This is a genomic window from Bacillus sp. NPDC060175, assembly GCF_042728695.1.
Taxonomy (GTDB): Bacteria; Bacillota; Bacilli; order Bacillales; family Bacillaceae_G; genus Bacillus_A.
Map to the genome: position 1 here is coordinate 1 of NZ_JBHWYR010000032.1, position 12,647 is coordinate 12,647.

Here is a 12,647-nt window from a genome sequence, read left to right on the forward strand (position 1 = left end):
GGTAGGAACAATAAAGTGAATGGTTCACTCCTTCTTTAAGCAAAGCCACATTATCTTGAAGTAACAAATGCTTTATTTCCTCAAAAAATAAATAATAGTACATTAAAGGAACCTTTTTGGAAAAAACAATTCTATAGAATGATTTATATTTTTCGATATGATGAAAAATTCGAATTGTAGAAGGATCTAATTTACTAGTTTTCAATACTGATACGTAGCGATAAGGTTCTTGATAAGAACGTGTCAAATCTGCTGTAATTTCTTTAAAATACTCCTCAAATAAATCTTCTACTTGTTTATAATGCAAGTAAAATGTACCACGATTTATTTTTGCCTTTCTGCAAATTTCCGAGATGGAGATGACTTCTAAAGTTTTTTCATTTAATAATTCTAACAATGCGTTATGTAACGCCTCTTTTGTTTTCACAATACGCATATCTGTACGCATCATTTTTTTCACCTCTTATTGAACACATTTCATACGATTTGTTAATTATTGAACATTTATCGTTTTTTTGCTCATTGTAAGCGTTCTTTTATATTATTATAATTTTTATTGAACAACTGTGCAATAAAAGACAAAGGGGGCCGTTTCAGATGAGATTAAAAGGTAAAGTAGCAATTGTCACTGGTGCTGCGTCAGGCATGGGGAAAGCAATTGCAGAAGGTTATGCAAAAGAAGGAGCAAAAGTCGTTGTATCAGACTTAAACTTAGAAGGGGCTCAACATGTAGTACAAGGAATTAAAGCTACAGGTGCAGAGGCCATTGCTGTTCAAACAAACGTTACCTCCGATGAAGATGTCCAACGTCTTTTCGATGAAACAAAACAAGCTTATGGGAAATTAGATATTCTTGTTAATAATGCAGGTATCATGGATGGAATGGAGCCTGTTGGTGAAGTTTCAGACGAACGCTGGGAGAAGGTTTTCTCTGTGAATACAGTATCTGTAATGAAAACAATGCGTATTGCAGTGAATCTATTCTTGGAACAAGGACACGGTACGATCGTCAATAATATTTCTGCAGGTGGATTATATGGTGCACGTGCTGGTTCCGCTTACACAGCATCTAAACATGCGGTCGTTGGCCTAACAAAAAACACTGCCTTTATGTATGCGAACAACAACATCCGTTGTAACGGTATCGCTCCTGGAGCAGTCATAACAAACATTGCTTCTACAATGACAAATGTGAGCGAATTTGGTGCGAGCCGCCAAGCATTAGGTATGGCAATTAATCCACGTGCTGGACAACCAGAAGAAGTTGCACAACTGGCTATCTTCTTAGGTTCAGACGAAGCTAGTTTCGTAAACGGACAAGTGATTTCTGTAGACGGCGGCTGGACTTCATATTAATTTTAATTCAAGTATATAAAAGTAAATAAATTTTGAAAAAGCAATGCTCCTGTCAACTTGGCAGGAGCATTTTCCGTATAAATAAGCATTTTCATAGATTGGATGACTTTACGCTATAGAGTAATGAATAGACATAAGGAATAGAGGTTTGTTATTAATTGAATGTAAATTATGTTTTGGGAATGTAAAATTTTCCATACCTAATTTTATGGCGTGTTTTTCTAAGTATAATGAAAATACTAAATGTTTCCGTACATATGTAAACTCTAATTCAAACATCATTAGTTAATTTCCTTAATGTATCTCGATGAATTAGGTTCACTCAGTAATTGCATAGTAAAAAGAAAAGTCCATTCATGTCTAATAAAAACCATTAAAACGGTGGCAAATGGAGAAATATCTAATTCACTATTTTTTAAATGCGGAGGGAATATGAAGCTACTTTTAAAAGAAATAGCAGTGAACAGAAAAATATTCATTATGTTATTTATTGGATTTGTTTTAACAATTCTGCCCATGCTTATAGCGATGTCGATCCGAGATTATTACGATGAAAAATTTTATGAGTACAAAAATGGTTACTTTCATTATTACTATTCCATTCAGCTTACTAGTTTTGGGGAATTGGATTTCAAAGAAATTCAGGAGTTAACAGAAACTAGTTTTAAGAACGCAAGTGTTATTACAAATAATATGAATATCAGACTCCCAGACATAGGTCAAGTAACGGTGATTGGTCTTATAAATAAGAATTGGTCTCCTCCTTTAATAAAAGGTTCTCGTATGAAAGAGGGGGAAGAAAATAGTGTAATTGTGGGAAAGAGCATTTATAAAGAATCTGAAACAATAAAACTGTTTAGTAGAGAATATAGAGTTAAAGGCGTGAGCGGAGCGAATACTGGATATGCATATAATTACAATGTTTACGTCGGCTTAAATGACATGCCCGATGAGGTTAAACGGCGTATACAAAACGAAAACATATTTCAAATGATAGTCAGGTCTAACGAAGACCCTGAAAAAGAGATAGGTACATTCATTCAGTATGTTAAGCAAAATAACAAAAATTTAAATATTAAAGTTGTAAATGAAAAAAAGAATTATGAGAAAGAAAAAAACTCGAGTCAAGCCCTGACAGAGCAACTTGCTCTTCCGTATAGACTAATTTTTATAGCTTTAATTAACTGCATAATTGTGAGTTATTTTTGGATTTATACGAAGAAAAAGAGTATCTCTTTAAGGAAAGCTTTGGGAGCAAGCAATTTGAATCTTTTTGTATTGATATTTAGCCAATTATTCATATGTGCAATCTCTGCAGCGATCTGCGCGATATGTATTCAATGGATGTTAAGTACGCTGAGTAAAAGTATTATACATTCTATAGGTTTTCACATTAGTATAGACTTCTTTCATGTTGTGATGAGTGTATGTATTTCTCTTCTTATTTCTTTCATCACCTCGGTCATACCATTCATTCAAATTATTAACATTGAACCTGCTAAAGCCTTAAAGGAGTGAATCGTATGATGAGAATAAAAAGTACTCTTATGGCCCTAAAGAATAGGTTACTTATTTCTATACTTCTCTTAATACAATTTACGTTTGGATTAACAACAATAACTCTTTCTGTTAATTCTTTTTATAATTTTTATTATCTTGGAAGCAGTTACAATTCGATGCTAGATTTAGAGAGTACATACTTAATTACTTTTCATATGACTACTGATAGGTTGAAAGAAGATCGATTTAATAAACAACAAATTGAAGAGGTATATGATAAGATTCAACAAAATAAAGATGTAATTTCGTATGGTACATATGAGGAGAGGGTAATTGAATTAACTTCAAGCAATAAAGAACTCCAAAATAATATGGTTGATGATTTGACAAATAAAACATTTCACGATCAAAGCCCCACTATTCATTCAATCACAGTAGATGAGAATTACTATAAATTATTGAATTTACCTGTAAAGACTGGACAGGGGTTCTCTCATCCAGATTTTCAACAAAAAAGTGAAGGGAAGACTAACGTTCTGGTTGGTTCTTACTTTAAGAAATATTTTCAAATAGGGGATACAATCAATGATCAATATACGATTATAGGTTTTTTGCCAGAAAATAAATTCATTGTAAATAATAACGGGTCGAATGTTTACCGGAAGTTAGAAAAAGCGATGTTACTACCCATGCCGATTGATAGATATGAAAATTATGAATCAATGTTTTTAAGATTACATCAAAGTACGATTCTAACTTTACGAAAAGATGCAGATATAAAAAAACTACAAGAAACGATTCAACTTAAAGGAAACGACGTTACGTTATACGTAAAAAATTTAGGTGAAGAAATAAATGAAGATGTTACTAGTAGTAGACATTCTAAAATTATTGGATTTATAGTAGGAAGTCTAATTATTTTATTTATAATAGCGGGAATTGTGGTAACAACAATCGTGTCCATAATCATGAGGAAGCGGGAATTTGGTATTAAGATGGTCCTTGGAGAGAGTAAGTATGGGATGTTATTTCAAATTGTTTTAGAAAACATATGTATTGCGATAGCTGGCATGGTTATGTCCATAGTGTATTTTCTCTGGAGATATGAGGCTCATCTACAATTTTCAAAGGACTTAAATGCGGCATCTGTACTAGACTTAAATTTAAACCTACCTATATTATTTTTAGTATTCCTATTCTTACTTCTTATCATCATTGTTTCAAATTTCATTGTCTTCTTGTTTATTAGGAAGCTTGAACCTAAAACATTAATAGGAGGGATGGAATAATGAGTTTAATTGAGCTAAAAGATATTAAAAAGGTGTATAGCAACAAGAATCACAAAACGTTCGCGTTAAACGGTATAAACTTAACGATAAACAAGGGCGAAATTATAGCGGTTATGGGTCGATCCGGTTCAGGAAAAAGTACACTATTAAATGTTATAGGGTTAATTGATATGCCAAATGAGGGGGAATACTCCTTAAATGGTAAAACATTAAGTGAAATAAGAATGAATAAAGTTCATAAAACAAGAAATGAAATAATTGGGTTTATTTTTCAATACTTTGCGTTGTTAAAAGAACATACTGTACTTGATAATGTAGCACTACCGCTAACATATAGAAAGTTAAAGCAACGTGAAAGAGAAAATAAGGCGAAGTTCTATTTGGAAAAAGTAGGTTTAAAAGAACAAATGCATAAAACACCCGATGAACTATCAGGTGGTCAGCAACAGCGGGTAGCTATCGCAAGAGCGTTAGTAGGCGAACCAGAATTAATTTTGGCTGATGAACCGACTGGAAATTTAGATAGGAAAACGGGAGAAGAAATTATGAATCTTCTATTACAACTGAATGAAGAAGGTAGAACGATCATCATTGTAACGCATGATATTGAAGTAGCGAATAAGTGTAATAGAATTATTGAGTTAGTTGATGGACAGATTGTGCGGAGTTAAAAAATTAATGCAAAGTATGAGAGTTAACAATTCAGCTAAGATTCATATAAAAAACAATTACTTTTTATTTAAGAAACCATGACGATTAACTTTTTAAAATGGTTTCTTTTTAGTATATGGATTTGAAAGTGTAGTGGGAAAATAAATCATTCACCCGTAACTTTTCACAATAAAAAATCGTTAAACTAAAGAAAAGATTTTTAATGATGAATGGAGGAAAAACATGAAGATTCTAATACTAGGTGGTACACGATTTTTAGGAAGAGCTTTCGTAGAAGAGGCTTTAAAGAGAGGACATGAAGTTACATTATTCAATCGCGGAACTAATAAAGAAATTTTTCCTGAAGTAGAGCAGTTAGTTGGAGATAGAAATGGCGATGTATCAAGTTTAGAAAATCGAAAATGGGATGTTGTAGTGGATACGTGTGGATTTTCTCCGCATCACATTAAGAAAATAGGGGAAGCGATAAAAGATAATATTGAACACTATACATTTATCTCAAGCATTTCCGTATATAAAGATTGGATTCCGCATCACATAAAAGAAGACTATATATTACAACCCGAACCGACGAGTGATCAGATAGAGGCTGTAGAGAATGGTGAAATATCTCCTTATGAGCATTATGGTGCGCTTAAAGTGCTATGTGAAAAAGAAGCAGAGAAGTATTGGCCAGGGCGTGTTTTACATGTAAGAGCAGGGCTTCTTTCGGGAGTGTTTGATTATACAGATCGGCTTCCATACTGGATTCAGCGCGTAGCAAAGGGCGGAAAAGTGTTAGTGCCAGGAAGGAAAGACCGCCCAGTACAGTTCGTTGATATAATAGATGTGGCAAGCTTTGGACTAAAAATGGCAGAAAATAATAAAGTAGGTACATTTAATGTAACGGGTCCGAAAGATGAATTGACGATGGAAGAGTTATTAAATACGTGTAAAGAAGTTACGAATAGCGATGCTGAATTCATTTGGGTAGATGAATCATTTATGAAGGAACATAAAGTGCAGCCTTGGACAGAGATGCCTTTATGGCTTCCCGAAACTTTTGCATTAGAAGGTGAAACAGATCCGTGGAAAGGTGGATTCTCTATTAATATAGAGAGCGCAGTTAAAGAGGGTCTTATTTTTAGAAGATTAGAAGATACTGTTACAGACGTGCATGACTGGATGAAGAGTATGGACGAATGGGAATTAAAAGCAGGTATTTCAGTTGAAAGGGAGAAAGAATTGTTAGAAAAGTGGAATGGATAGTTTTTATAGATAATAGGGATGGAGAGAAATATGATAGATCAATTAAAAAAGGTTAGAAAAAGGACGATAATTTTAACGGTTATAATCCTCTTGCTAACAGTCATTCTCGTAAGAAATAGTACGTGGTATATCTCTCGTTCCTTTTCTTCTGAATTTTTCCGATTGCCGATGCCTTTGGATAGTAAGGCAATTAAAGATTATGAAGGGGATGAGAAAAATTGGATTGAAATAGGGAATGGTGGATATTGGGAAGTGGTAGCGAATCGAATTATAGAAACGAAGCAATCGAAGGCAGAAGTAATCTCATTTTATCAAAAAATAGGGAAGTTTAAGTATCCCAATTCTAACGTGACCGGTGTAGAAATTCAGCTCTATTTTAAAGATGATAGTAAGGTAGTAGAAAACGAAAAGGGGAATTATTGCCTAGATAAGATGGGAGATATTCGTTATGTAAGTGAATATGCTATTGAAGATATAAAGAAAGAAAAACAACCAAATGATCCAGAGATGATAACATATGTGATACAAGTACATACCCAATTTGATTATTGGTATAAACTTGATTGAACATGAAGAACTATAGGAAGGATAAAAAGTTATGTGGAAAAACACTATTCACAGTATCTCATCAAACTTAAGCTTAAAAAATCCGGCTACGAAGGATGAGCTTACTGATATACAAAAATGTTTACATGTGGAATTACCAAATGATTTATATCAATTATTACAAGAAACAAACGGTATAGCAGGGGAATACGGAGATTTTATTTGGGATGCTTCAAAAATTAAAACTGAAAATATGAATATGAGAAATATAGTTGGTTTTAAGGATTTATATATGCCTTTTGACTGTTTATTATTCTTTGCTGATGGTGGAAATGGTGATTTGTTTGGCTATTCCATTTTGAATGGGATGGTACAAAGAGATGATATATACGTATGGAACCATGAAAATGATAGTAGAACGTGGATTGCTCCTTCGTTAGAAACTTTTATGGAGTGGTGGGAGAGTGGGAAGATAACAATTTAACCATAGTATCAATAAAAAACGCCTTGTTACTAAAGAAACAAGGCGTTTTTCGTATGTAAATCTACGACTCAATCGGATCTCCTCCATACAGTTCCCACAGCTTAGGAAACATCTTTTTCAAACCTTCTTCGTTATCTTGGTCCCAGTCGAATTCAATGTCGTCATTATGAGTCCTTTCATCAGTTAGTACATGGTAAAGCGTAAAGTAAGTATCATCTTCATCTCCTGTTTTTTCTGCATATACAGTGAAACCGAAATATAAAGAAAGTTCTTCAATGTTCGGAACGTCATACTCACTCAGATTTTCTAACGCAGGAATTAACCGTTCTGGATCTTCAATACACGCTTCGTATGTTTCTTTTCCTTGATATAATAACCACCCGCGGAAGTAATCAAAACTATCATCCGAACAACCGCCCATAATAATATAAGCTGCTGCCCATAAGTGAGATGTATAGGAATCTTTCAAAATACGATGCATATGCGTATCAAAAGCTACAATTTCATGTACTGTACGTTTAGCGAGGTGAGAAGTGAGCCATTCTATTTGTTCTTCTTGGTCTTCGCCTTTCGTTTTTGCACGATTAAGTAGTTCCCAAAATTCTTCTTCTGTTATCGTTTTTTCTTTTATGTAATCTTCCCCAGGGCACGGGTCTGTATATCCTTTTTTATGTTTGGAAGCAACTAGTTTGTTAGCTTCTTTTATACATTCTTCTTCTGTTTCAAACTCTTTCGCTTTTACACTACCAGCTGTGCCGATTTTTCCATAAAACACAACATAATCTTTATCTTTCACAACGATTTTCCAAAACTTATTTGATTTTTCGTTTTGCTGGATTAATAACGTTTCCATTCGTACCCCCATAGTGTTTTTCTAGTGTGTATTGTAACATATGTATATATACTTATAATGACAGAAATTTGCGTGTGTTTTTTTGAAAGTTCAAAAAACATTGAATGGAATAGAAATATTTAGTAATCTTATTTGTACAGGATATACATAATCGTTTTGTAATAATTCGGTATTTAAATAACATATAGGGGGATTAAGTATGGATCTAACGTTTAAAGTTGGGGAAACATGTTTTAATTACCGCGTCGGAGCAATTTGTAAACACGATAATAAAATACTCATTCTTCAAAATGAAGGCGAAGATTATTGGTACGTACCAGGCGGGCGCGTGAAAATGCTAGAAAATAGTGAAGATGCGTTAAGACGGGAGCTTGCAGAAGAACTAGGCGTTCCTATTGAAGTGAAAAGATTAATATGGTCAGTAGAAAGCTTCTTTACACTTTCTGAGCGAAAGTTTCATGAAATCAGTTTTTATTATGAAGTAGAGCTGCATGAATTACCTGCAAATGGGGTGGATCAATACATTCTTGAAGAAGAAGGAAGAACGTATGTATTTAAGTGGGTACCGGTGGAAGCGTTAGATGCATATAACTTACAGCCGGCATTTATAAAAGATAAAGTAAAGGACATGGCTATTCACGTAGAGCATATTCTTTTACAAAATTAAAGGCATTCGGAGGGGAAAACGGTGAAAGGGACTAAAAAAGAGATTCATATAGATGACAAAGTAATTCGTTACACACATATAGAAAAGGGCTCTAAAACGATTTGCTTTATGTTTTCAGGTTCCGGTTACAATTATGATAAGCCGTTATTTTATTATGCAACGATGTTAATGCTTGAAAATAAAATAGATGTAGTACATATTCATTATTCTTACGACGAACATGTATTGAATAAACCAATGGAAGAAATAACGAAAATAATGATGGATGATATTAATCCTATAATGAATGAAGTATTAAAAAGTAGGCAATATAGCAATTCGATATTTTTAGGGAAATCACTTGGAACAATCCCGATTGCCAATGGTGTAATGAAGAGAGAAGAATACTTACAGTCAAAAATGATATTACTTACACCTTTACTGACGTTTGATTCGATTTTTGATTCCATCTTACATAGTCATCACGATGGGCTTTTAGTAATTGGAGACAAAGATCATCAATACAATGCAAATCAAATGGATCAATTAGAACAATCTAATTTAAAGATTGAAATTGTCAAAAATGCAAATCATTCTTTAAATGTTGGGGAATTTGAAACGGAGAATTCAATTGTAGCTATAGCAAAAGTAATAGAACAACTTAAAGAAGTTGTAAGGACAAACTAATTTAAGTTTCAATACAGGCAAAAAGAGGTGCAATTTGCACCTCTTTTTTATTTAATAAGCCTTCAACACATGAAGCAAATAATCCTTCCGATTCAACGGATTAAAGTCAACGCGTTTTCGAGTAGGGAAGGGAGCCTTCAGCTTTGTGAAACCAGTTGGCTTTGCTGTAAAGATACCTTCTCCTTCTGTAAATGAATGTAGCATTCGTTTAAAAATCTCTGTTTTCGCAACAGGTAATGATCCTGTTAAATGATAAGAGTCATTATGCAGCATAGGTTCTGCGAATGCTGCTGGAAGGGCAGATAGTTTATACATTGCGGTACTAATTGCGTGCTCTGGTACAGTTAATTCAAATTCGTTTAATGGCTCAAATACACATGTTTCAGCTTGCTTTAAAGCGTCCATTAATACGAGCGGTGTTAAATTTCTAAAGTCACTCGCAGTTGTAACAGGGCTGGCATAGCCGGTATGTGTTAGCGTGACGATAATATCTGTAACTTCCCAACCGTATAAACCTTGTTTTAACGTTTGAAATACAGTATCTTCAATCGCTTTATGAAATGCTAAAGGCAGTGAGCCAAGCTCAACACCTAAGTTATACGTTATGCCAGAGTTAAGTTCACCACGTTCAACTTTGAAACCAATTGTTGCGTAAAAAGGATTCTCTTTTTCACCCATTACTTCAACGCTATCTCCTATACCAACTGGCTTTTCAACACATACAACTCGTGTATTTGAAAAAGTAACCTGTAAATTATATTTCTCATGAAGTGTCGTTTCAATCACTTCTTTTTGCACTTCACCGAAAAGGCGAATATATAGTTCATTATGCACATCGTCTTTCCACACTTTAATGAGAGGATCTTCTTCACATAGTTCCATAAGAGCAGCGTATAAATCATGAATTCGCTCTTTAGGTACGGCATCAATTGCAGCCTCCATTTGCGGTTCGGCAAAGTGAATATCCTTTATATAATCTGTCCGTTCACCGATAATATCACCAATTTTAACATTCGTAAGTCCCCACACTTTGCAAAACTCTCCACTTTGAACAGTAGAAGCTTGAATTGCATTTCCATTATGAAATATGCACATTTTTTTAATCTTTTCTTTATGTGACAGAGACTCACTGCGCTGAATATCAACATATTTTCTAACGTGTAAACAACCAGAAAAAACTCTTACATAAGCAATCTTTTCCCCAGAAGATTCGCGTTCAATTTTAAAAACAACACCGGATAATGTTTCATCTTGTGCCGATTTAGTAGTTGGAATTAAGGCTGAAATGTTTTCAAGTAGTTCAGTTACACCTATACCTGTCATTGCTGAACCAAAAAAGATAGGGAACACATTTGCTTGCTGTATTTGCTTTTCGAGTTCTTTTCTTAATAGTGCGTCCGGTACTATTTCGTTATTTACATATGATGCAAGCAATGATTCCTTATATGGTGCTAATCGTTCAATACAATCGTCATATGACTTATATTCAATAATACGAGCTTCCTTTGTTCCTTCGTTCTCTACAGAGTAGAAGGGGAATGCATCCTTTGAAAGAATTGCTTTTATTTGTTTCACAACTTTTTCAGTATTTGCGCCACTACGGTCTATTTTATTTACAAATAAAACAGTCGGTATGTGTAGTTTCTGTAATGTCCGCATTAAAATCTTTGTCTGTGCCTGCACGCCTTCAACGGCAGAAATAACTAAAATTGCACCGTCTAGTACGCGAAATGATCGCTCCACTTCAGCGATAAAATCAGCGTGTCCGGGTGTATCAATTACATTTACTTTTACATCATCAATAAAGAAAGAAACGACAGATGCTTTAATCGTAATTCCGCGCTGTCTTTCTAATTCCATTGAGTCAGTTTGCGTATTGCCGCTATCAACTCGGCCAACTTCTTGAATCACATTCGTTTCATAAAGAATACGCTCAGTCAAACTCGTCTTGCCAGCGTCTACGTGCGCGACAATCCCTATATTTATTGTTGTCATATATAAATATCCTCATTTCATTTTCCATTTTCATTTCCTCATTTCTATTTGTGTATTGCCGCATTACAATCACTCTCCAGTCATTTAAATTATTACTATTATAATGTAATTTACATTTTTTGTAACGCTACAAAGCGCCTTAATTTGGAAAAAATAAAATGAAAACAAAATGCTTGCATTCTAAATCGATATAGATTATATTAATTGACATATCAACTATTGATACATCAAATGTTTTTGGTTTGGATGTAAAGGAGGGGTAATTTGACAAGTTCATGCTCAAAAGAAGCGATTATTTTATATAAATTGCACTTTCTCAATAAAGAAGTAAGTTCGAAGTTTGAAGGGTGTACGGGTATGAGTCAGTCTAGATTAGAGCTGTTACTTCAGTTATATGAAGTAGATGAAATTAGTCAAAAAGCACTTCAGCAAGAAGTGAATATTGATAATGCCGCGATTACGAGGCATTTAAAGCAATTGGAAGCTAACGGTATGATTGTAAGACGTAAAAATCCAGATGATAACAGAATTACGTTAGTTTCTCTTACAGAAGAGGGGCGAAATAAAATTCAAGTGTATCAAGAGGAAAAAGAGCGTTTCGCTACTTCAGCATTTAAAGGATTAAGTGAAGAAGAACGCGACAATCTTTTAACGATGTTAGACCGCATTCAAGAAAATATAAAAGAATTATAAAAAAGGGAGAATACAACTATGACAAACTTACTAAAAACTAATGATTTTAACGAAATTTTAACAGGACGCCGTTCAATTCGTAAATATGATCCAGCTGTAAAAATTAGCAAAGAAGAAATGACAGAAATTCTTACAGAAGCAACACTTGCACCATCTTCAGTAAACATGCAGCCATGGAGATTCCTTGTTATTGAAAGTGACGAAGCAAAAGCAACACTTGCGCCACTTGCGAAATTCAATCAATCTCAAGTAGAAACATCTTCAGCGATGATTGCTGTATTTGGGGACTTAAACAACTTTGATAACGCAGAAGAAATTTACGGTACAGCAGTAGAGCGCGGACTTATGCCAGCTGAAGTAAAAGAAGATCAAATGAAAAAACTTTCAGGTTACTTCTCAATGGTTACACCAGAAGTAATGAAAGATACTGTTTTAATTGATGGTGGTCTTGTAGCAATGCAATTTATGTTAGCAGCACGTGCTCACGGCTATGATACTTGCCCAATTGGTGGATTTGAAAAAGACCAAATCGCAGAAGCTTTCGGATTAGACAAAGAGCGTCACGTACCAGTTATGTTAATTTCAATCGGAAAAGCTGCTGACAGTGGTTATCCATCAGTACGTCTTCCAATTGAAAAAGTTGCTGAGTGGAAGTAATTTTATAAAAATAGAAATAAG

General features: G+C 34.2%; 14 protein-coding genes. 11 read left to right on the forward strand and 3 right to left on the reverse strand.

The genetic code is table 11. The annotated features are described in order from the left end of the window. A partial coding sequence (locus tag ACFWDE_RS16685) for a TetR/AcrR family transcriptional regulator (RefSeq protein ID WP_377893405.1) occupies positions 1–451 on the reverse strand: 451 nt, incomplete at its 3' end. 146 nt (positions 452–597) lie between these two features. On the opposite strand from ACFWDE_RS16685, the gene ACFWDE_RS16690 reads away from it, so the two are divergent. From ACFWDE_RS16690 to ACFWDE_RS16720, 7 genes are all read left to right on the forward strand, one after another. Beyond that, entirely contained in the window at positions 598–1,356 is a 759-nt protein-coding gene (locus tag ACFWDE_RS16690; RefSeq protein ID WP_377893407.1) for an SDR family oxidoreductase, read from the forward strand. A gap of 432 nt (positions 1,357–1,788) precedes the next feature. Then, the gene (locus ACFWDE_RS16695; RefSeq protein ID WP_377893409.1) at positions 1,789–2,874 is read left to right on the forward strand and encodes an ABC transporter permease; all 1,086 of its coding nucleotides are present in this window, start codon (positions 1,789–1,791) and stop codon (positions 2,872–2,874) included. Between the two features lie 8 nt (positions 2,875–2,882). Then, the gene (locus tag ACFWDE_RS16700; protein WP_377893479.1) at positions 2,883–4,145 is read left to right on the forward strand and encodes an ABC transporter permease; all 1,263 of its coding nucleotides are present in this window, start codon (positions 2,883–2,885) and stop codon (positions 4,143–4,145) included. After that, complete coding sequence (locus ACFWDE_RS16705; RefSeq protein WP_377893411.1) at positions 4,145–4,816, forward strand: ABC transporter ATP-binding protein; 672 nt, start codon at positions 4,145–4,147, stop codon at positions 4,814–4,816. Before ACFWDE_RS16700 ends, ACFWDE_RS16705 begins: the two co-directional genes overlap by 1 nt. A gap of 223 nt (positions 4,817–5,039) precedes the next feature. Then, positions 5,040–6,065, forward strand: a complete 1,026-nt coding sequence (locus ACFWDE_RS16710) for an SDR family oxidoreductase (RefSeq protein WP_377893412.1) — start codon at positions 5,040–5,042, stop codon at positions 6,063–6,065. Positions 6,066–6,095: 30 nt separating this feature from the next. After that, a complete protein-coding gene (locus ACFWDE_RS16715; protein WP_377893413.1) occupies positions 6,096–6,632 on the forward strand; it encodes a hypothetical protein in 537 nt (178 codons plus the stop codon). A gap of 31 nt (positions 6,633–6,663) precedes the next feature. Continuing rightward, positions 6,664–7,095: an SMI1/KNR4 family protein gene (locus tag ACFWDE_RS16720; RefSeq protein WP_377893415.1), complete on the forward strand. Its 432-nt coding sequence runs from the start codon at positions 6,664–6,666 to the stop codon at positions 7,093–7,095. 61 nt (positions 7,096–7,156) lie between these two features. Here the strand turns inward: ACFWDE_RS16720 and ACFWDE_RS16725 are convergent, their stop codons facing one another. Next, positions 7,157–7,948 carry a DUF4240 domain-containing protein gene (locus ACFWDE_RS16725; RefSeq protein ID WP_377893416.1) on the reverse strand — a complete coding sequence of 264 codons (792 nt, stop codon included), beginning with the start codon at positions 7,946–7,948 and terminating at the stop codon, positions 7,157–7,159. Positions 7,949–8,147: 199 nt separating this feature from the next. Between ACFWDE_RS16725 and ACFWDE_RS16730 the strand changes: the two genes are divergently transcribed. Both ACFWDE_RS16730 and ACFWDE_RS16735 read left to right on the forward strand, forming a co-directional pair. After that, the gene (locus ACFWDE_RS16730; protein ID WP_377893417.1) at positions 8,148–8,615 is read left to right on the forward strand and encodes an NUDIX hydrolase; all 468 of its coding nucleotides are present in this window, start codon (positions 8,148–8,150) and stop codon (positions 8,613–8,615) included. Between the two features lie 21 nt (positions 8,616–8,636). Next, the gene (locus ACFWDE_RS16735) at positions 8,637–9,281 is read left to right on the forward strand and encodes an alpha/beta hydrolase (protein WP_377893419.1); all 645 of its coding nucleotides are present in this window, start codon (positions 8,637–8,639) and stop codon (positions 9,279–9,281) included. 51 nt (positions 9,282–9,332) lie between these two features. Here the strand turns inward: ACFWDE_RS16735 and ACFWDE_RS16740 are convergent, their stop codons facing one another. Continuing rightward, positions 9,333–11,276: a GTP-binding protein gene (locus ACFWDE_RS16740; protein ID WP_377893420.1), complete on the reverse strand. Its 1,944-nt coding sequence runs from the start codon at positions 11,274–11,276 to the stop codon at positions 9,333–9,335. 264 nt (positions 11,277–11,540) lie between these two features. On the opposite strand from ACFWDE_RS16740, the gene ACFWDE_RS16745 reads away from it, so the two are divergent. Beyond that, positions 11,541–11,969 carry a MarR family winged helix-turn-helix transcriptional regulator gene (locus ACFWDE_RS16745; protein WP_377893422.1) on the forward strand — a complete coding sequence of 143 codons (429 nt, stop codon included), beginning with the start codon at positions 11,541–11,543 and terminating at the stop codon, positions 11,967–11,969. An 18-nt stretch (positions 11,970–11,987) separates the two neighbouring features. Next, positions 11,988–12,626, forward strand: a complete 639-nt coding sequence (locus ACFWDE_RS16750; RefSeq protein WP_377893423.1) for a nitroreductase family protein — start codon at positions 11,988–11,990, stop codon at positions 12,624–12,626. Positions 12,627–12,647 lie beyond the last annotated feature (21 nt).